At 59.8% G+C, this 17,867-nt stretch carries 18 protein-coding genes and 1 pseudogene; 6 read left to right on the top strand and 13 right to left on the bottom strand.

The window, feature by feature from the left end:
• Positions 1–158 precede the first annotated feature (158 nt).
• Positions 159–338, bottom strand: a complete 180-nt coding sequence (locus L5014_RS38925) for a hypothetical protein (RefSeq protein WP_338019391.1) — start codon at positions 336–338, stop codon at positions 159–161.
• 64 nt (positions 339–402) lie between these two features.
• Between L5014_RS38925 and L5014_RS37415 the strand changes: the two genes are divergently transcribed.
• A complete protein-coding gene (locus tag L5014_RS37415) occupies positions 403–996 on the top strand; it encodes a YceI family protein (protein WP_238468896.1) in 594 nt (197 codons plus the stop codon).
• 69 nt (positions 997–1,065) lie between these two features.
• On the opposite strand, the gene L5014_RS37410 is transcribed toward L5014_RS37415, so the two are convergent.
• A complete protein-coding gene (locus L5014_RS37410; protein ID WP_238468898.1) occupies positions 1,066–1,620 on the bottom strand; it encodes a cytochrome b in 555 nt (184 codons plus the stop codon).
• A gap of 834 nt (positions 1,621–2,454) precedes the next feature.
• On the opposite strand from L5014_RS37410, the gene L5014_RS37405 reads away from it, so the two are divergent.
• The gene (locus tag L5014_RS37405; RefSeq protein ID WP_238468895.1) at positions 2,455–3,837 is read left to right on the top strand and encodes a hypothetical protein; all 1,383 of its coding nucleotides are present in this window, start codon (positions 2,455–2,457) and stop codon (positions 3,835–3,837) included.
• Between the two features lie 140 nt (positions 3,838–3,977).
• Here L5014_RS37405 and L5014_RS37400 read toward each other — a convergent pair whose 3' ends face one another.
• From L5014_RS37400 to L5014_RS37385, 4 genes are all read right to left on the bottom strand, one after another.
• Positions 3,978–4,313 (bottom strand): hypothetical protein, encoded by a 336-nt coding sequence (locus tag L5014_RS37400; protein ID WP_238468894.1) that lies wholly within the window; start codon positions 4,311–4,313, stop codon positions 3,978–3,980.
• Between the two features lie 274 nt (positions 4,314–4,587).
• Positions 4,588–4,827 carry a DUF6429 family protein gene (locus tag L5014_RS37395; RefSeq protein ID WP_238468897.1) on the bottom strand — a complete coding sequence of 80 codons (240 nt, stop codon included), beginning with the start codon at positions 4,825–4,827 and terminating at the stop codon, positions 4,588–4,590.
• 271 nt (positions 4,828–5,098) lie between these two features.
• Positions 5,099–5,467, bottom strand: coding sequence for an HVO_A0114 family putative DNA-binding protein (locus tag L5014_RS37390; RefSeq protein ID WP_238468893.1), 369 nt, complete (start codon positions 5,465–5,467; stop codon positions 5,099–5,101).
• A gap of 1 nt (position 5,468) precedes the next feature.
• The gene (locus tag L5014_RS37385) at positions 5,469–5,831 is read right to left on the bottom strand and encodes a toxin-antitoxin system TumE family protein (protein ID WP_238468892.1); all 363 of its coding nucleotides are present in this window, start codon (positions 5,829–5,831) and stop codon (positions 5,469–5,471) included.
• A gap of 668 nt (positions 5,832–6,499) precedes the next feature.
• Here L5014_RS37385 and L5014_RS37380 point away from each other — a divergent pair.
• Both L5014_RS37380 and tnpB (L5014_RS37375) read left to right on the top strand, forming a co-directional pair.
• The gene (locus L5014_RS37380; protein WP_238468891.1) at positions 6,500–7,015 is read left to right on the top strand and encodes a transposase; all 516 of its coding nucleotides are present in this window, start codon (positions 6,500–6,502) and stop codon (positions 7,013–7,015) included.
• Entirely contained in the window at positions 6,991–7,200 is a 210-nt protein-coding gene (gene tnpB, locus L5014_RS37375; RefSeq protein WP_184049637.1) for an IS66 family insertion sequence element accessory protein TnpB, read from the top strand. The genes L5014_RS37380 and tnpB (L5014_RS37375) overlap by 25 nt, the downstream gene beginning before the upstream one ends.
• Before the next feature lie 41 nt (positions 7,201–7,241).
• Here tnpB (L5014_RS37375) and L5014_RS37370 read toward each other — a convergent pair whose 3' ends face one another.
• The 3 genes from L5014_RS37370 to L5014_RS39145 all read right to left on the bottom strand — a co-directional run bounded on the left by L5014_RS37370 (position 7,242) and on the right by L5014_RS39145 (position 10,519).
• Positions 7,242–9,326 carry a recombinase family protein gene (locus L5014_RS37370; protein WP_238468890.1) on the bottom strand — a complete coding sequence of 695 codons (2,085 nt, stop codon included), beginning with the start codon at positions 9,324–9,326 and terminating at the stop codon, positions 7,242–7,244.
• 286 nt (positions 9,327–9,612) lie between these two features.
• Positions 9,613–10,077, bottom strand: a complete 465-nt coding sequence (locus tag L5014_RS37365) for a helix-turn-helix domain-containing protein (RefSeq protein ID WP_238468889.1) — start codon at positions 10,075–10,077, stop codon at positions 9,613–9,615.
• 175 nt (positions 10,078–10,252) lie between these two features.
• Positions 10,253–10,519, bottom strand: coding sequence for a DUF5372 family protein (locus L5014_RS39145; protein WP_420800202.1), 267 nt, complete (start codon positions 10,517–10,519; stop codon positions 10,253–10,255).
• 14 nt (positions 10,520–10,533) lie between these two features.
• Between L5014_RS39145 and tnpB (L5014_RS37360) the strand changes: the two genes are divergently transcribed.
• Both tnpB (L5014_RS37360) and tnpC read left to right on the top strand, forming a co-directional pair.
• The gene (gene tnpB / locus L5014_RS37360; protein ID WP_338019392.1) at positions 10,534–10,722 is read left to right on the top strand and encodes an IS66 family insertion sequence element accessory protein TnpB; all 189 of its coding nucleotides are present in this window, start codon (positions 10,534–10,536) and stop codon (positions 10,720–10,722) included.
• Between the two features lie 31 nt (positions 10,723–10,753).
• A pseudogene (tnpC, locus tag L5014_RS37355) lies at positions 10,754–12,313 on the top strand (IS66 family transposase); the annotation flags it as partial.
• Between the two features lie 375 nt (positions 12,314–12,688).
• On the opposite strand, the gene L5014_RS37350 reads toward tnpC, so the two are convergent.
• The 4 genes from L5014_RS37350 to L5014_RS37335 are packed head-to-tail and all read right to left on the bottom strand — an operon-like array spanning position 12,689 to position 17,758.
• A complete protein-coding gene (locus L5014_RS37350; protein ID WP_238468887.1) occupies positions 12,689–13,051 on the bottom strand; it encodes a hypothetical protein in 363 nt (120 codons plus the stop codon).
• Positions 13,048–14,937 (bottom strand): integrase, encoded by a 1,890-nt coding sequence (locus tag L5014_RS37345; protein WP_238468886.1) that lies wholly within the window; start codon positions 14,935–14,937, stop codon positions 13,048–13,050. Before L5014_RS37345 ends, L5014_RS37350 begins: the two co-directional genes overlap by 4 nt.
• Positions 14,934–16,787: an integrase gene (locus tag L5014_RS37340; protein WP_238468885.1), complete on the bottom strand. Its 1,854-nt coding sequence runs from the start codon at positions 16,785–16,787 to the stop codon at positions 14,934–14,936. The genes L5014_RS37345 and L5014_RS37340 overlap by 4 nt, the downstream gene beginning before the upstream one ends.
• A gap of 23 nt (positions 16,788–16,810) precedes the next feature.
• Positions 16,811–17,758, bottom strand: coding sequence for a site-specific integrase (locus L5014_RS37335; RefSeq protein ID WP_238468884.1), 948 nt, complete (start codon positions 17,756–17,758; stop codon positions 16,811–16,813).
• Between the last annotated feature and the right edge of the window lie 109 nt (positions 17,759–17,867).

Below are 17,867 nucleotides of genomic sequence, written 5' to 3'. Positions count from 1 at the left end.
TCGCCATGGTGGTGGAGTTCGATCGAGGAAGTGTTACCGTGAGAAGCAACATTCTCCTTCAATTGCCACCGCCTTCTCCTGCCTCATCCCTACGCCGCGTACACCACTTTCAACGATAGCTCACCGGCGCGCGGCTGGCGCTTTATGTGAGCGCGGCCTCACAACGCGAAATGACCCTGCGATTCCTGCGGGAAGGTGATCGCCGCACGTTCAGTTGGGCAATCGACCACACGGGTTATGCGCTCTCCGGGCAGATGGCGAAGGGTCAATTGCGCAAGATTGCTGTTGAGGTCTGCAGCGCGCTTGGCGGGCATCCTGAGAAGTGGAGGTAGCAACATGCGGTATCGCCGTCCCATCCGTCGACGAAGTGCGGCGATGCATCGTGTGAGCGCATGCGCCGCCATGATCGCAGCGTTCGCCTGCGTTGCCTGTTCAGGGTTTGGGGTTGCTGGCGAGCAGATCGTTACGTCTGTGCCATTGGCACAGTATCGGCTCGATCCCCGCCATTCGGGTGTGACGTTCGAGGTAGCGAACTACTGGCACTCAAGCCTCACGATGCGCTTTAGCCGCATATGCGCTGAGCTAGAAGGGTTCCGGGGCTCTGTCGCGGGCCGCGTCACGGTGACAATCGATGCGGCAAGCCTTGAGGCAAACGTACCGTTCGTTGCCGGGATCGTGAAAGGAGGCGACATGCTCGACGTCGCGCAATATCCGGCTATTCTCTTCGTGAGCAAACGCTTCTCCCGCACGAGTACCGTCACTGGCCTTTTGATGGGCGATCTGACAATCCGTGCGAAGACGTATCCCGTCGCGCTCGCCGTGACGTTCGACGAAAGTCCGCCCCATCCACCGGGCGCTCCCGAAACACTGGCTTTTTCCGCCGATGGCCATTTCAGCCGGGCGGCGTTCGGGCTCTCGAGATGGTCTCCCACTGTCGGGGATGACGTGCACATGAGGATTCAGGCCGAATTCGTCAGGGAACGCGGTGATCCGTGAATGATTACATTGCCGTTTTGCCGTCGTCCAACACGAGGAAACCCCGCACGGCCCCATCGACCAGTCCTGCTATTTGAGGAAAGGAAGCATACGCGAGAGCAGACGGTCGCGGTCATGCCACTGATGCTTGATGGCCGCCGCAATGTGTATGGAAACGAGCGCGAGCAGGCCGTAGTTGAGCGCAATGTGAACCGTCCTGAATACGACCTTCAGCACTGGATCAGGTCCGATAATGCGCGGCAGTTCAATCGTGCCCAGATAGACGACGGGCACGTTGGCAGCCATGCTGTAGAGATAGCCCGTGACGGGAATCGTGATCATCAGCACGTAGAGGAGCGCATGCACGGCATGCGCTGCGCCCCGTTGCCAGGCACTCATCCCGGCAGGTAGCGCGGGCACCGCGTGACTTGCGCGCCAGAGTAAGCGCAGCACGGCAAGTACGAACACAGTCACGCCGACCCACTTGTGCCAGGAGAAGTAGCGAAGCTTGTCGGGCGTGATGCCCGGGATGCGGACCATCACCCAGCCCAGGGAGAAGCCACAAACGATTAGCGCCGCAAGTATCCAGTGAAACGCGATCGCCGTACGCGTGTAGGAGTCAGGGCATCGAGCTCGGCGTGCCATCGGGAAATGACGCAAAACGAACACTCCAGAACAGACATCGAGGATGTAACCCGGCCAGTCTGGAAATGCCGTCGCGAGATCGTAGCTGCACCCGCGAGCTGAGTCGCCCACAAGAGCAGCAAACGTCTTTGCGTGTCGGCCTCGTGATCGCGTTCTTGCACCACAGCAACTGGGCCTTCGACATGACTGAAACGATTCCACCTGAAAGGTTATTCCATCGATAAATTTTCGTAGCTGGAGAATGAAAGGCGATGAAGCTCGCGCAACGTGGTCGAATACTGTGGAATCGCGCCGCCAGGACGTCATGCCGGGGACATAGCGCGCCCGGCATCCTGGCCGCCGGGCGTGAGCCTGAATGACATGTGCTGTGTGCGCAGCGGGCACCACGCCATCAGACACGAGGGCCGTCACCCAATGACTTGTCAGGCGAAGCACGTTGCACTCGAAAATGATCGAGTGATCGAGCTGCTGGTCGACGGCGGCCGGCGTGATGAGCAGGTCAGTAGAGCCCCCGCTCCATTCGCCAAAGCGCCGATTCCTGTGATAATCAGAATGCCGCGCCCTGCCTTGAAAGGGATATCGGCTTGCCGTCGGCACCGTTGACCAGTGCGCCGGGTTCATCGCGGATCCATGAATGGTCACCTGAAATTCCCCTAGGCATTCATTCGTTATCCTCTACATTTCATACCCACTCTCGGAGAACGGGTACTTCAAGGAGCCCGCCAGCCTCACCCGGGCATACATTTGCGCGTCATGATGCGAATGACGTATCAAATACCCACATCGCCGCGTCTATAATCAATACATTCCAACGATCGCATGGAGCCCTACTTTATGAATCATGCCCGCGGGCGATATGCGGGATCCCGCGACAGCGGCCAACGCCAGGCTCGCCACGAAAAGAAGTCGCAGCCCAACCGGCCAAGACAGCCGTATGTGAAGGCGCCTGCTCAGGACTCCGCCCAGACCGCCTCCATTTTCAAGACACGATCGTTCCAGTTTCTCGTCGACGCAGTGGGCGCGGAAAATATCGCCATCGCGCTTGAATCCAGCATGACGCGCGTGGCAGAACTGATGAAGGGCGAGAGGTTCACACCTGAGACCGCCTTTCATATGGAAACTACGCTCGGGTTGCCACAAGGTTTTTTTGACCAGCCCAATCCTGGGCTCACAACCGAGACCATCGCCCGGCTGAAGTCACCGCTCGACTTCATTCAAACCCACGACGGACCAGACGCAGAGTCCGAAGCACTCGCGCCGGCTTCTGCCCTGACCGTCGACCCGCAACCCTCTCTTGAAGACAGTTTGTCCGAGGAAGCACTAATGCCCAGGAAAGCAACGGGCGGCACGCCCAAGGCCGTCAAGACCCGTCCGGGCGAAGCGGCCGGACAGCCCAACGCCCAGACGCCGCGAAAGGCTTCGCGTTCGAAACACAGCACGCCCCCTGAAGGGGCCCAGCAGCAGTCACTGGCACTGAACGATAACGCCGACGTAGAGAACATCCGGCGCGCCAACCTCCACGTTCTCACGGGTCGCAACGGCTCGAAAGCAAGACTGGGTGTCGTCATGGAACTGAGTGGGTCCAACATGGCCCACCGGCTGCATGGCAAGAAACGCCTGGACGCTGTTGAAGCAAACCGGTTCACGGAGCGCCTTGGTTTACCAGCTGGCTGGCTGGACACCCCGCGCGCTGAAGCCGATATTCCAGCGTCGGTGTCGCAACTGCTTACGCCTGCTTCGCGCGGACGCGTATCCGCCCAACAGCACGAATCGCTTGCGCCCGCAACAAACGATGACATGCCAGTGAAGGCCACCGGTACTAAGACGCGTGCGCGGCGCACGCAGGCGAGCGATCCAGAAAGCTCAACTGTTTCGGCGGATGTCGCAGGAGAGCAAGAGGCGATCGTTACCAGCGCGCAAGATCATGTCAATGGTTTTCCCGACGACGTCACCGGTCGCCTGCCTGAAGAAAATGATGCCGGTGCACCGGCAGCCGCACCGGCACCCCTTGAGTCGTTCGCCGCGTCCACAGTACCGCAGCGAAAGCCGGTGGCGCTCCAAACGCTCCCCCTGGCTTGCGTGACGAGCCTGGACAATCTTCACGGCATTGAGCCGATAGCGGAAGCCTTGATCAAGACGCTGGCAGGCAAGGCACGCACGGGTCACCTGGACGAACTGAAGGCCCTGGAACTGCTGCAGCAGGCAATCCTGTTATGAGCCTGTCGTAGCGGACCAGGCTCCTCTCGTGCCGTGACGCATATAACGCATCGAGGTGGTCTGGGTCCGGTGCGCGCATAGGGTCACCCGGCTTCAGGTACACAATCGACGGCGGAGCCCTTCGAGGAACTGCGAGACTGTTACTCCTGGCCCTCTTGACGGCGATAGGTCTCGCACGCAACCCCGCCATTGGAAAGGCAGTACCGGGCCCACACGCCATCGGGCGACGTGTCGTATGTTGATGCATCGGGACCGTTGTAGATGGCCACCAGCGTAGCGTCTTCGGTCTCGAAACGCACCGGCAGGTGCCAACCGTCGGCATGGGCGCATTCGAGACGTGTCATCGAGGAGCCGATGCCGTCGGCGACACTCCAGCCACCGTCACTCAGCTTAACAGCGAAAATCCCGGTCAACGCCTCGGAGGCCTCCGAGTAGTCGTTGGACAGCGCGGGGACAACGCTTTCAGTCGGGTTCATGTTCGATCCTTGTGAGTGGGTTCGCGGTGTGCCATAGGGGGAGTCTAGAGCTTCGTGCAGCGTGCTTTTGTGACACGAGCGCACACGGATTGCTGTCGCGCCGCACCTCAGAACACGATGCCGTCCAGGTTAAGCAGCGGATCCAGGTTTGCGCGCGAATTCCCGCAATCGATTAACGTCAATGATTGCCGTCTCGATGCGGGCTCATGGGTTACCTCCCGGCCGCCAGAACACACGAAGACCCCTTGTCGCGGGCTGGAGATTCTCTTCATCGTTATTCTTTTCTGCTTGCGCGGACGAAGTGTTGCCTGAAGAGGCGCCCGGATTCGCGCAGGCCCTGGTCGGTGAGCACGACGGATTTCGCCTTGTTGACGGGATCGTCAATCATGCCTCGTTCATGAAGCCGATTCATTACATCCCAATCGAAGCTCTTCCATGCACGGTTGTAGTCATGGAGCGTCAAATAAAGAAGTGCGAGAACAGCATCGTCAACTGCAGCAGTATCAATGTCCATGGCACTCACTCCGATGCGTTGCTGGTACAAATCAATCCGACGCTCTTTCACCGACGGGCTTGCTCCAGACGAACGGGTGAGAATTGAAGCGTCGGTCGCGTGACAATGCTTCCAGCCATGCACCTGTGGCGTCACGTGCCCCGTTTCCACCTGGCCAGGCGGGGGTGTCTCGCGCGACTGCTGCCCTGAAGTCTCTACTGTCAGCTCACGCGACGTTGCCCAAGCCATTCCTCCCGCGCTCGCTGGGGGAGGAATTAGCTGCCGCGTAGCGTTACTGGAAGGACATTTCGAGCGATACACCCGAATAGTTGGCCCGCGGCGCCATCTGACGGCCGGGTCCCTTTTCAAAATGGATCAGTCCATACTGCTCGAGCGTTTTCAAGGTCCTTGAGAGGTTCGACTTGGCTCGTCCCGTCCTGAGCGCCAGCTCGTTGACAGACTCCGGCTCCGTCTGCGCAATCAGCGCAAGAAGGGCACGGTTCTTTTCGGACAGGACCTGCGAAAGGCTTTCGATGGACTGAAACCAGACCTTGGGTTCGTCCGGAGACGGCTTGTGTTCACCGCGCGCGATCGCCATCGTTCTGGCCTTGTACTGCTCCAGCGACGCAATGCCGACTTTCAACGTGGTCGTGTTGGTCATCCTAATGGCTCCTTTCCTGCAGAACGGCTTCGACTGCGGCCCAGAAGTCTTCAAGCAACCTGGCCGCATCGAAATACTCGTAAAAGCGTATCCGCTCTCCTGAGTGTCGGTGATCGTACTCGATCCGTGTTCGCGCACCTGGCCCGGATCCTTCCGTGACCGGGTGAGCATTGTCGAAACCCAGAACACGATCACCTTGTGCATCATGCAGGGTCAGGGAGTATCTAAGTCCATGAGGGCGTTCAGGCGATGCATCAACCTGTTTCACCTCAAACTTGACCCAGAACTTTCCTGCCCCATCGACTACGAACACCTCTCCATCAAGCGGCAGGAGCGTGTCCAGGCTGAAGTCTCTTTTGGTCATACCGAATGTTATCACCGGATCATAACCAATTCAAGTCATGCGCCCCGAAACGGCGTTGCACCAGAGGAGGCTCGAGCGCCCGAGGAGCGTCATGCAGCATCACTCCTGCGACGGCGAGGGTCGTCCCAACAATTCCCCAAAATAAGGGTCATGCCGCGAATGGCCCTTGTCTGTCTCGACTGTTCAGCATTCAGCAGTTCGTGGATGCCGCCGGCAGGCGCTGGTTGGAGGCAGAAGGCGCGGACTGTTAGTCGCATTACTCGGCCGATTTCTGACATGGCTGCAGCCCGATCATCGCGGGCCGCGCCCGTAATAAAAGTGACGAGCGGCGATGCAGGGACAAATTTTGACGCTCGCTCTTGCGGCGGGGTGAAGCATCCCAACATGCGAAGCCGAAATCCATTCGCCCGCTGTCGAACATGTCCAACAAAAACTATCGATCCCCGCGTCGTCCGTCTGCCAGTGCGCATGCAAAATCGCTCTTTCTTCCCATGCCCCGCAAGGAATCCTCGGATCTTGCGCTGCGTGCACGGATTGCGCTCGAGCGTCTGCGCAGTGGAGAAGCGGACCGCTCGCTGGTTAATCGTAAGCGATCCACTATCGACGTCTACCCAACAGCACTCTGAGCGAGGAGCATAGGTGTCCACCTATTTGTGAGGTGGACACCTATGGCTGACAAAGACTCAGAGTTGAGAGTAGTTCGGCAAAGCAGCGACGGCCGTCGCCGCTACGATGAAAATGGCAAACGGGCATTGATCGAGGCGGCGTTACGCCCCGGCGTCTCGGTGGCGCGCATGGCGCAAGAGCACGGGATCAACGCCAACCTGCTGCGCAAGTGGATCACGAAATACCTGATGGAGCGCGAGAAAGGCGTCTCGCCGACGCCGCAGGATAACGGCGGCGACTTGCCGCATTCGGGTGATGCGACTGACAGCCTGGCGATCGATCCTCCGAGTTCTCACCAACTCGTCGTTGCCGCGGCACCACCACCTGCGTTCGTACCTGTCATCGCGGTACCGCCTGCGTCCACACCGCCGCCCCCGTCGATGACGCTCACGCTACATGTGCATCTCTCGAACGGTGTCGAACTCGAACTGGGCAAAGCCATCGCGACCATTGATGAACTGACAACCCTGGTTCAGATCCTTGGGAGGATGCCGTGTTCCGGTTCGACGACAATCTGAAGGTGTATCTGCACCGCGATCCTGTCGACTTCCGGTACGGCATGAACAGCCTGTCGATTCTCGTTGAACAGTCGATGCGCCTGAATCCGATGGACTCGTCGCTTTACATCTTCGGAAACCGGCGTCGCGACAGGATCAAGATCCTTGGCTGGGACGGCAGCGGTTTCTGGCTTATGACGAACTAGCTGCATTCATACTGCAACTCCTATTCGCGGATCAGAGGGTTTTAGATGCCACGCTCGCTGTGCGCCGCTTTCGCACGGTCAGTGAGTCGGTCCCATCTGCTGCTGTGCTTCACAGGCGGGTGGGAATCCGGGACTTCATAGAGGAACGCATGATCGTTATAGGCATGTCGTTTGGCAAGGCCGTATTCGACCCACCTGGTGAGTGTTGCTTCGTGGATGCCGAGTCGAGCTGCAGCCTCCGGTTTTGTGAGCATGCCTCGGTCGCGCAGTCTGTCGCGGCGGGATCGAAGTCCGTTTCGGTGTGCGATGTATGAGACGCGCAGTGCGTCGAACCGAATGTTGCTCTTACCTGGACGGACACAACCGCCGGGACGGATGCCCCGATCATTAAGGAGCTGCGCAATCTGAGAGCATGTATGGTCATCGAGAAGCTTGTCGATGAGCTCGAGGACCTCTGGCTGGGTTTTGACCTGTTGTGCAGATGTTTTGGGATTCTGCGCCGTGAGCGTTTCAGTCTTGCCGGCCTTGAAGCGAACGTGAATCTTTGTTGTCCCTTCGTCTGGAAGTTTGACCAGTGTGACGTCCTCGACGATGTAGGCTAGCAGCCGCTTTCGCTCTCGATTCGCCAGCGATGGATCACGCCAAAGTGTTTTGAAGTCCGCTGTCATTGCGATGAGCCGGTCGCGGATCGCATCGTCGAGTATGAGACGCTCCTGCTGCTGGCTACGCTCCCTTTGTTCTCTCGCGTCGGCCAATATGCGCAGCTTGTCGTTCCATTCTTGCTCGAGTGTGTCGGCGACCAGTCGGTTACCTGGGTCGACCAGCATGAAGCGCCGTTGCGCAAGATCTGCATCGAACTTGGCGCGTTCGATAGCGCGCAGGCGTAATCGATCGGCCTCATCATGACGCGCTTCGATTTCCCTGCGTATCTCCCATGCCAACTCAACGGCAGCCGGAGTCATCGACGCGACGATCAATGCGCCAACTGCTTCATCAATCGGCGCTCCGGCAATTGACTGGCAGCAAGGTTCTCCACGAGCGCCATGTGCTCGATCGCAGACATACCAGGCTTCCTGTCGTCCGCGTCGCGTAGCGTACCGGAGCCGGAGATACCGACCACAACGACCGCAGATGGCGCGTCCCTGGAGAAGAGCAGCTCCCTCGCGAGGTGGCGATGATCGCGCGACTTTATACCCGCGACCATTCGTCGCCAGAACAGCAAGGTTCTGCTGATACTGCTCCCAGGTAATGTATCCAGGATGGGCGTCCGGAATGCAAGCAAGCCAGTCATTGCGATCACGCTTTCTCGGCACTTTCCGCCCGTCTGCGAGTTTGCGATAGTGCCTCCGGCCGTAGGCGTAAGCGCCTGCGTAGCGCGGGTTGTTCAACATGCGAAGTGCCGTCGACGCGGTGAGGTGCTGGAAGACCAAGAACTTCGCGTTGCGCATACGGGATGGAAACAGGAGGCCTTCCTTCTTGAAGACCTTGACTGTCTGGCTGGCAGAGCCGACTCGCAAGAACGTCTCAAAGAAGTATGTGATGGTCTCTCTGACTTGGGAATCTGGGTCGAGCACTACGTTGCCAAGGTCGTCATATACGAAGCCGGTCGGTAGCAGGCACCGATACTCGCCTCGATTCACCTTGTTCAGAATGCCGCCTCGTAGGCGCGCTTTGAGAACATGAAGCTCCGCTTCACTCATTGTTCCTTTGAGCCCAAGCAGGAGCCGGTCATTGAAGCTTGCTGGATCGTATATCCCGTCTTCGTCGAGAATCAGCGTATCAGCGAGCGCGCAGATTTCCAGAAGCCGATGCCAGTCAGCATTGTTTCGGGCCAGGCGCGACACCTCCAGGCCCATGACGATGCCTGCGCGGCCCATGCCCACGTCAGTGACCAATCGTTGAAACCCCTCCCGCCAGGACGCCGATGCTCCAGACTCCCCTTGGTCGCTATCGATAGTGACGATCTGCTCGTCACGCCAGCCAAGCGCCGTCGCGCGTCCACGCAGGGCATATTGTCGCTTTGTGCTCTCGACGTTCTCGAGGACTTGCCGCATCGACGACTGCCGGACGTAGAGATAAGCACTCCGTTCGAGGTGGTGAGGCTGAACTTTAAGGGACGCGTTCACGATGTTCTCCGCTCATTGACCGTCACAGCCATGCCTGCGAGTACGTAGATAAAGCCTTGACGCTCGATGGGCTGAGCGTTCGTCGATGATCGAGTGACATCTGGTTCGGGCGGTGCACGCCCCGGAACCATCATGCGTGCCCACGCCCACATCCCTCGCGCAAGGAAGACGCTGAGTCCGCGCCGGGCTTCTACAGGCAAGGCCTGACCAAGCGCGGCGGAACGCATCACCTCGTATTGCGCGGTGATCGGCGCCGACACGGCCGACGGCCAAGCACAGCATCCCGCTATTCCACCGTTTTTTTTACACCGAACGCTCGCTCGATCGTTCTCGGGTGTACATCCAGACCAAATTCTTTGCGAACTAGCTTTGCCAGTTCGCGCGCCCGAAGTGGTTCTCCTGGCGTGTGTTGTAACTTGAGGAACGCCAACACCTCGCCCTGGATCTTGTGCGGACCATGCGGCCCTCGTTTCCTCGGAACCAGCCCAGCGATTCCTCCTTGCTCGAAGTCCGCCCGCGCCTGATAGAAGGTTGGCCGCGAAACACCATATTCGTCGGAGATCTGTGTTATGGAGCCCTTCTCAACAGAAACGCGACGCAACATCTCATACTTGACTTGCACAGCGTCATGGGGATCGAAGAATCCACCCTCTTGGAACTTGGCGTCGAGAACGTTCGACGGCGTTGGATTCAGCGTACCGTCCTCCGCGAGGACATCCGTCTTCGAGCGCTTGCGTTCATTGGGCGGCACGTTCACTCCAAATGGGTGCATTTCACTGTAAATAAATTATGCCGCCACATTCGCTTTGTCAAGGTCTTTTATGTTCAGTTTACAAGCGCCAAATTGACGATATCTGTCCGACCGCTTACGACGCAGCTTTTGAATAAGCGGCGTTAATTACCTTACACCTGCGGCAAAGATCCCTTTACGGCCAAGTGCTGCTTCCGGCACGCGCGTACGAAAGACGTCTCACGAGTAGCGCAAGCTCCATCAAGTCGTTGACCGTGAACAACGCGCGCTCTCGTCCCATAAAGATCTCGGGATCAGGCTCGCTCATATCGGTCCACTTCGGAGGAACGGAGCAATAACTCTTGTCGTCGATGCGCAGCAGGAGACGTCGGCCAGACCGGTTATAGCGTTCACCGACACAAAGAAGTTGCTGTCCGCTGAACGGGTGGAACGGGTGAGTGATGCGGACAAGATGTTCTGTGGCAGCCCCAGAGCCTGCATTTCGAGGTATGTTACAAACGATTGGAGGCCAGCCGTTTCATCTGGCCCGACAACAAGGCTGAGGTCGTGACGATGACGACCAACGTGCTGCACGCGCTGCTCGATGGCGATGACATCACTACGATTCGACGACATCCGAAGCAGGAATATCTGCGTGTGAGCTGAACAGGCAGACGGTGTGCTGGTCTAACCCAGCATGCCGGTCAACGTCACGATCACCGCCGACGAACTGAAAGAGCTGCTCGCCGAACGCGATGCCGCTCGTGCGTTGCGAGAAGAACAGGAGGCATTACGCGGCGCCCTGCGGCTCGTGACAGCGGAACGCGATCTCGCCGAGGAACGACTCCGGGCCTACCGTCGCGAGTTGTTCGGCGCAAAGAGCGAGGCACGAGATTCGGATCAACCCAGCCGGTTCAACGAAGCCGAGGTGCTCGGCGCGAGCAGCTCACCTGCTCAGGAAGATACGCCAGAATCGACGGTCGGCGCACATACGCGCAAGAAGCGGGGCCATCGCAAGCCGCTTGATCCCAACCTGCCGCGCGACGTGGTGCGGCACGAGCTGCCTGAGGCTGAACGCTTCTGCATGAACGATGGTCACGCGCTCGTCGAGTTTGGCGTGGAGATCAGCGAGCAGCTCGACGTGATTCCGGAGCAGCTTCGCGTGATCCAGCACCAACGCGTCAAATATGCGTGTCCGTGCTGCGATCTCGGCATCAAGGTGACGCCGGCGCCGCCTCGCATCATCCCTCGCGGCCTGTTGAGCGAATCGGCGCTTGCATGGATCGCCGCCGGCAAGTATCAGTTCGGGATGCCACTGTATCGCCAGGCCGGTCTGCTACGTCGCTTCGGCGGCGACATCTCGTCGAACACGATTGCTGCGAGCATGGTCCGTGTGGGTCTCGGAACGCAACCCGTAATCAACCTGATGCGTGATGCGTTGCTCGATGCCGAGCTGATCTACTGCGACGAGACGACACTCCAGGTGTTGAAGAAAAAGGGCCGTCGACCGCAAACGAAGAGTTATCTCTGGGCGCAGATGACCGATTCGGGCGTGCCCATCCGATGCTTCACCTATACACCGGGGCGTGGCACCAGGCTGGCCGACAAGCTGTTCACCGGGATCCGCGAGGGCGCGGTCATGATGACCGATGGCTACGAGCCCTACAACGACATTGCCCGGCGTTACCAGCTCGTGCACCTTGGATGTTGGGTTCACCTGAGACGGTACTTCGTCAAAGCAGAGGACAGCGTACCAAAGGCTGCCCGAACGCCCGATCTGTTGGCGACGCGCTTCATCAAATTGATCGGCAAGCTGTTCGTGGCCGAGGCGCGCAGTACGACGTGGACCTCACAGCGACGACAGCGGTTGCGACGACGATACAGCGCGCGCGTACTCGACGCCATCCACGCGCTGATGCTCGAGCAATCGCCCGGCGTCGTACCGAAAAGCCTGCTCGGCAAGGGACTGACTTACCTGCGCGCGCAGTGGCCCAAGCTCATCCGTTACGTCGAGAACGGCGACTGGCCTATCTCGAACAACGCTGTTGAGAATGCGATTCGACCATTCTGCGTGGGGCGCCGCGGATGGCTGTTCTCGGACACCGTCGGAGGCGCGAACGCGAGCGCCAATCTCTATACGCTCGTCGAAACCTGCAAAGCAAACAGCATCGATCCCTACCGGTACCTCACTTGGCTGTTCCAGCGCCTGCCTCTGGCGAAGACCGTCGACGACTACGACGCGTTGCTTCCCTTACGCGCAAGAAAAAAACAATGGACATCAGCCGGAGCCTTGAAATTGCTGAAATCAGCAGTCTGTGGAGTGTCCATCGGATCAGCCGAAATAATGGACAGAACGACCGTCGGCGTGTCCATCTTTCGCCGCAGGTTTCGCATGGTTGGAAGCCCGATAAAGCCGGGCTTCCAACCATGCTGGAGCGTGTCAACCCATCGCACGTCAAGGGTTCACTTCGCCGGGCTGCACCCGCTTGACCCGTTCAGCGGTGTCACAGAACCACGATCGGATTTGATGCGTCACCCGCCGGGTGACCGGTAGTGGGAATCTTCGCGGGCACCAGGTCGACACAGCGAAGCAGCCCAGGCACCCGTTTCGAGCGAAGGCGCCCGCCCCGATCTAGCGCGGCTGCAAGGGCAGGACGCTACCGCCACGCAGTGCGGCCAGTTCCTTGCGCAGGTTGAATACTTGACGCAGCAGTGAGAGTTCACGAGCGAGCGATTCGTCAAGCTGTGCCTGCAAATCCTTCGCGTCGCCCTTCGCACGGTTCAGACGCTCGTTCAGTTCGAGCTTCGGGCGCCCGGCCACCACGTTGGCCGCGTCGATCGCTGCGATCAGTTCGGTGAATTGCGGGCGCGACTTCTTGATGCTCCCCTTCTTGCGGCCAGCCTCGATCGCCACGGTGTCGTTGTTGATACGCGCACCTTTGCGCTTCTTCAGCCGCTCAAGGGCGGCGTAGTAGTCGGTCATTGCGTCGCTCATGCCGCCTCCGGTTTGATCAGTTTCTTCTGGGCGTCGAACAGTCGTTGCAGCGTCTGCGCTTCGATACGGTATTCGACGCTCGTCTCATTGACCGCGTGCAGTTTCGCGACCGTAACCTGCTGCGCTTTGATCACGCGCTGAAGCTTCGACGGCACGACGACGAGATTACGGCAGTTCGATTCGAGGCAATCCAGACGCATCCAGTCGAGTGGCGTCGATTTGCACGGCTCGACGCTGGCACAGCCTCCGAGCACCGTCTCGCGGTACGCCAGCTCACCCTTCCCGAACATCCTCACCGTCTGCTCGCGCGAATAGACCGACACAGGGGAGGCCTGCACGGCACGGCTCTGCGTCCACGCTGCGTGCCCGCCGAACAGCCGCTCGTCTGAGAACAGCACCTGCTCGGCGTACGCGAGGTACTCTGACAGTCCCTGTGTCTCGGCCCATTCCTTCGCGAAGTGGGTCTTGTCGGTGTCGATGAAGCCCTTCGCGAATGCCGAGCCTCGAGCGTAGTACATGCTCATCTCCTGCGTGATGTGCTGCAGCTGACGCCTGAGCGTCGGCAGCGTTACGAGACCACTGCGGTGCGCGTACAGCGCGAGCGTGCGGCGAAGCTGATGGCGCGTAAACGGCCACCGCTGCCCGAGCGCGTACTTCGACTCGTCTTCCCACGCGCGGTGCATGTCGACCCGCTTCAGCTCAGCGATGTCCTCGACCGTGATCGTCGGGAAGACGCGCTCACGAAAGGCTTCGATATCGTCGTGTACGTTACTCGCCGCCCGGTTTGCCATGTACCCATAACGCTGACTCAGACCCATCCGGCAGAACAGCAGGTGCGAACCGTCTGTCGATTCGGCATAGCCTTGTGCGCCGTGCGCACGATGCGCCTCGCCCGACAGCTTTTGCGCGAGCCTGATAGCACGTGCAGCGAGCGGACTGGTCACCCAGCATGCGCGCCTCGGACGACCGCCCGACAGCTTGGTCGTGATGCCCTGGATGGCGTAATGGGTCACGCCATCCAGGCGGGTCTCGCTCAGGCAGTCGTACGGGAGGTTCTCCGCTTCCGTCGCACGCATGCCGGTGAATGACAGGATGACAAGCTGGCATAACGCCCTGATCGAAGCCACAAGTGACGACACGACGTAAGGGGAGTCCTTGCGACCAAATTGCGCAGCAATCCTTACCAGTTCAGAGGGGACGCCTGGACTCTCACCGGCGTACAGTCGTGCGAGGTAGTCCGACAGCATGTCGGCAATGCCCTCAGCGACGCCGAGATCATGCTCACCGGTTGACAGAAAGTGCTGGTAGATCCGCGTCGGGATGACGGGGTGTTGTGAGTATCCTGCGTGTTGCGCGAAGCGTTCGAGCAGCGGCTTATGCAGTTGGGCCAGTGGTACGCGCAGCCCTGTGGTCTCAACGCCCAGACGGTGAAGCTGCACCAGAATCGAATGAAGGCGTTGGGCCTTCGCCTCCATCCCGGCCGGGGCCACATAGTCCAGAACAACGGCGACGTTGGACAATCCCTGGTAGAGCGTAAGCTGACGTGCGGCGGCAAAGAACGTGAACTCCCTCAGGTAGGTTGAACGAGCTTGAAGCGTACCGGATGCAGGTACCGTATCGGTCGCTTCGTGCATCAGAAAGTACATGACCTGTTTCCACTGACGCGTAGTCGCCTCTGAAAAGGCACGGCTCGCGCCGTCAGGCAGGTGGCCTCTGAAAAAGATATGGGTCCAACGCAGCCCAACCGCGTACGCACGGACGTTCCAGGCGTCGTCACCAAACAGCGAAACAGTCTTCCCTGCCGTATCGCGCGTGACGACCGTATCATCCTCGACACGGTACCAGTCGGGGCGGTTAGCGATAGGCAGAACCAGCGTGTTGTTCATGCCACTCCCAATTCGAATAGCTGGTCGAGCTTGGCCGACCAGAAAGCGTCCAGATTCCCTGCGACATCAACGTCCTGCTCTATGTGATCGACCAGCGCCGCGTCGCGCTTGCGCAGTTCACACAGGAGGAAGTCGACGCGTCTCAGCACCGCGCCGAACGAGCTGTCGTACTGCTCGATCGAGTCAGCATGCCCGCTGACGAGCCTGACGCAGTGACGGCAGCTCAGCAGCTTGCGGATGTCGACAGCATCGGCATGCACGCGGTACTGGTCGCAGAAGAGACACCCTTCGGTCGAGCGGCAGTCCGGCTGGATGGAGACCGATGCGGCGATCGGCGCAGGCTTGTGGAACTCGATGCAGGCGCCCACCGCGCTCCTGATGCTGCCCGCCGGGTCGTTGCCGGGCTTGAGCACGGTCTTCTCGACCGAAGCGAGGAACGCGCCCATCTCGGCCTTGTGCGCGGCATCCGTGCCGTTCGAGTATGAGCGCAGCGCCGTGGCCAGCGAGTGCCCCATCAGCCTGGCTGCGACGAGAGGGTCGTGGTTGCTCACCGCCCAATCCTGCTTTGCCGCACGCCACTGACGTGCGCTAATACGCGGCAGCATGATCCCGAGCGTGTCGAGTCGACGGTAAAGCCGTTCCAGGAATTGTGTTGAGAGACCCGTTAGCCGCCGCAGCTGCGCATGATGCCCGACTACGACGAACAACGCGTCCCAGTCTGCGTCCTGCACCAGATACTCGCGCAACGCCAGATACGCCTTGAGCTTTGGCATGAAGCCCAGCGAGACGGTGAACGTAACCTCCTTCCCGCCTGCCCGGTACTTGACCTCACGAAACTTCTGACGCGCAACCGACGCATCCTTAAGGCTCGCGGCAAGCTCCGGGCTCCACTTCATGGCCAGCAGTTGTGCGAGGTTGATGCCCGTTTCGGCCAGAAACAGCGCGGCGAAGCAAGATGCCGCTATCGAAGCGTGCGAGCGTCGGATCGGCGACTGCGCGTCCGCGTTCGCTGCCGCAAGATTTTTAGCCGTTAGCCTGGCGATGTTCCACGAACTCTCGCGAGGAGTTTTAGCTCCTGCCCCAGCCATGCGCGTCCTGAGTTCCTCCCGTGTACGCGGCTCTCCTGTCTCCAGATTCCAGCCAAAGAGGCCGCGCGAGTCGTCTCCGTCACCACGGCCGTAGATGTGCGGAACAAGGCAAAGATTCTCACCTCGCGCTGTGGTCACCCGCACCGGGTAGGGCTTGAAGTCGAGCACCAACCTGCTGATGCTGCTGAATAGCGCGTCAGCCCACGTGAGCAGGTCGGCTTGTGCCTGAGCGTCAGGCACAACTGTCGGCACAGAAGCTTCCCGTTGTTGGCGCAGCACCATCACATCGGCGCAGAAGTCGTCATTGCGGAAGAACTCACGTAGCATCGACAACAAATTACGCTGATCGGTGGCTACGGAATTGCGGTTCACGTTACCCAGCGAGACCTGTTCGCGCTTCTCACGGAAGTAGCGATGAACCGCCTTCGCTGTAGCCTTCTCGTTACAGAGTACTTGATGCAAACCCTGCCGGTCGGCCCAGTTCGCGAAATCAAGCACAACACGCAAAGCGCGGTGAACCGTCTTCGGACGCATCGCGCCAAGGGCCATACGCCCGGAAAGCTGCGTCACCAGCAGACGAACGACGCTTGCGCGTTCGCTGCTAAAGCTTGAATGGTCGAAAGTGCGGCGCCTGCGCTGCGAGCTTGACGTATCACGCCTCAGATAGCAGATCTGCCCGATATCGGAACGGCTGCTCATGCCTTCCCACCTGAGCAGCGCGCGCTCGGGATGCAAAAGCAGCGTGCCTTCGGCGAGGGGCATACGCACTTCCTCGTACTGGCGGCTCATACTGCCACCGCCGTGTCGAGGGTGCGCGTGACCAGCGTCGACAGGTGAGTGCCCCAGCCGTCCTGCACAGCGTCGAACAGCTTGCGGTTCTCGCGGTAAGCAAGGTAGCGCTCGGTCGTGGACAGTCGTACGTGCCACATCAACTGCCGCAACTGATCGAGCGCCCGCATGTACTTCGTCTCCTTCGCTGTCATAGCATCGACCATGTTCAGCCCGAAGGTCGCGCGCAGGTCGTGGAAGCTGAACTCGTACCTGGGGTTGCCGAGGTGCATGCGCATCATTGGCAGCAGTTCATCCCTGATGAACTGGCGCACGGCCTGCCCGGTCTTGACGTGGCGACGCACCTGCGTGCCAGTGCTGACTGGGCCGCGCGATGCGCGATTCTCGTAGAGCGGCGCACCGCGATGGCTTAAAAAAAGCGGCTGGTCGCAGTGATCGCCGCCGTCTGCCAGTTGGCGACGCTTGCGCGCACGATCGCTGTGCACGTAGATGTACAGCCGCTCGTAGAAAGCGCGTGGCAGGTGCAACACACCCTTGACAGCGCCCTTCGTGTCGATGCCAGTACCTGGCCCGCAGGCGAGACGGATGTCGTCGCCATGAAAGTCGCCCGGCTTGCGCGCCACGTGTTTCGCGCGCATGGTCAGTACCGTCTGGATGCGAGCGCCCGTCAACAGTGCGAACAAATGAACAAGCGTCATCTCCGTGTTGCGGAGAGCGGCTAACGACTCAAGCAGCACTGACTGCTCGGAAGCGGGGAGCGGGCGCAGGCGGCCGCCATCCTCAATGCGATCGTCCCACGGGTCCTCTGCGCGCCGACCACTGATCGACAGGTCGGTGGTCTTGACCTCGATCACGCTGCTAAAGCCCTTCTGGTCTTTGAACTCGATGAGCCGGTCAGATTCGACCCACGGCGCGTTCTCCGGGCGGAAGGCTGCATATTCCACGCGTACTCGAGCGCGAATTCCACGGCGACCCGAGCACCGATTCCACGATGACCCGAGCGCGAATTCCACGCACACCCGAGCGCGAATTCCACGCGTAAGCGAGCAGTAA

The organism is Paraburkholderia tagetis, from assembly GCF_022213065.1.
Lineage (GTDB): Bacteria > Pseudomonadota > Gammaproteobacteria > Burkholderiales > Burkholderiaceae > Paraburkholderia > Paraburkholderia tagetis.
The sequence above is the reverse complement of the archived record's forward strand: the minus strand, read 5'-3'. Positions and strand labels throughout refer to the sequence as shown.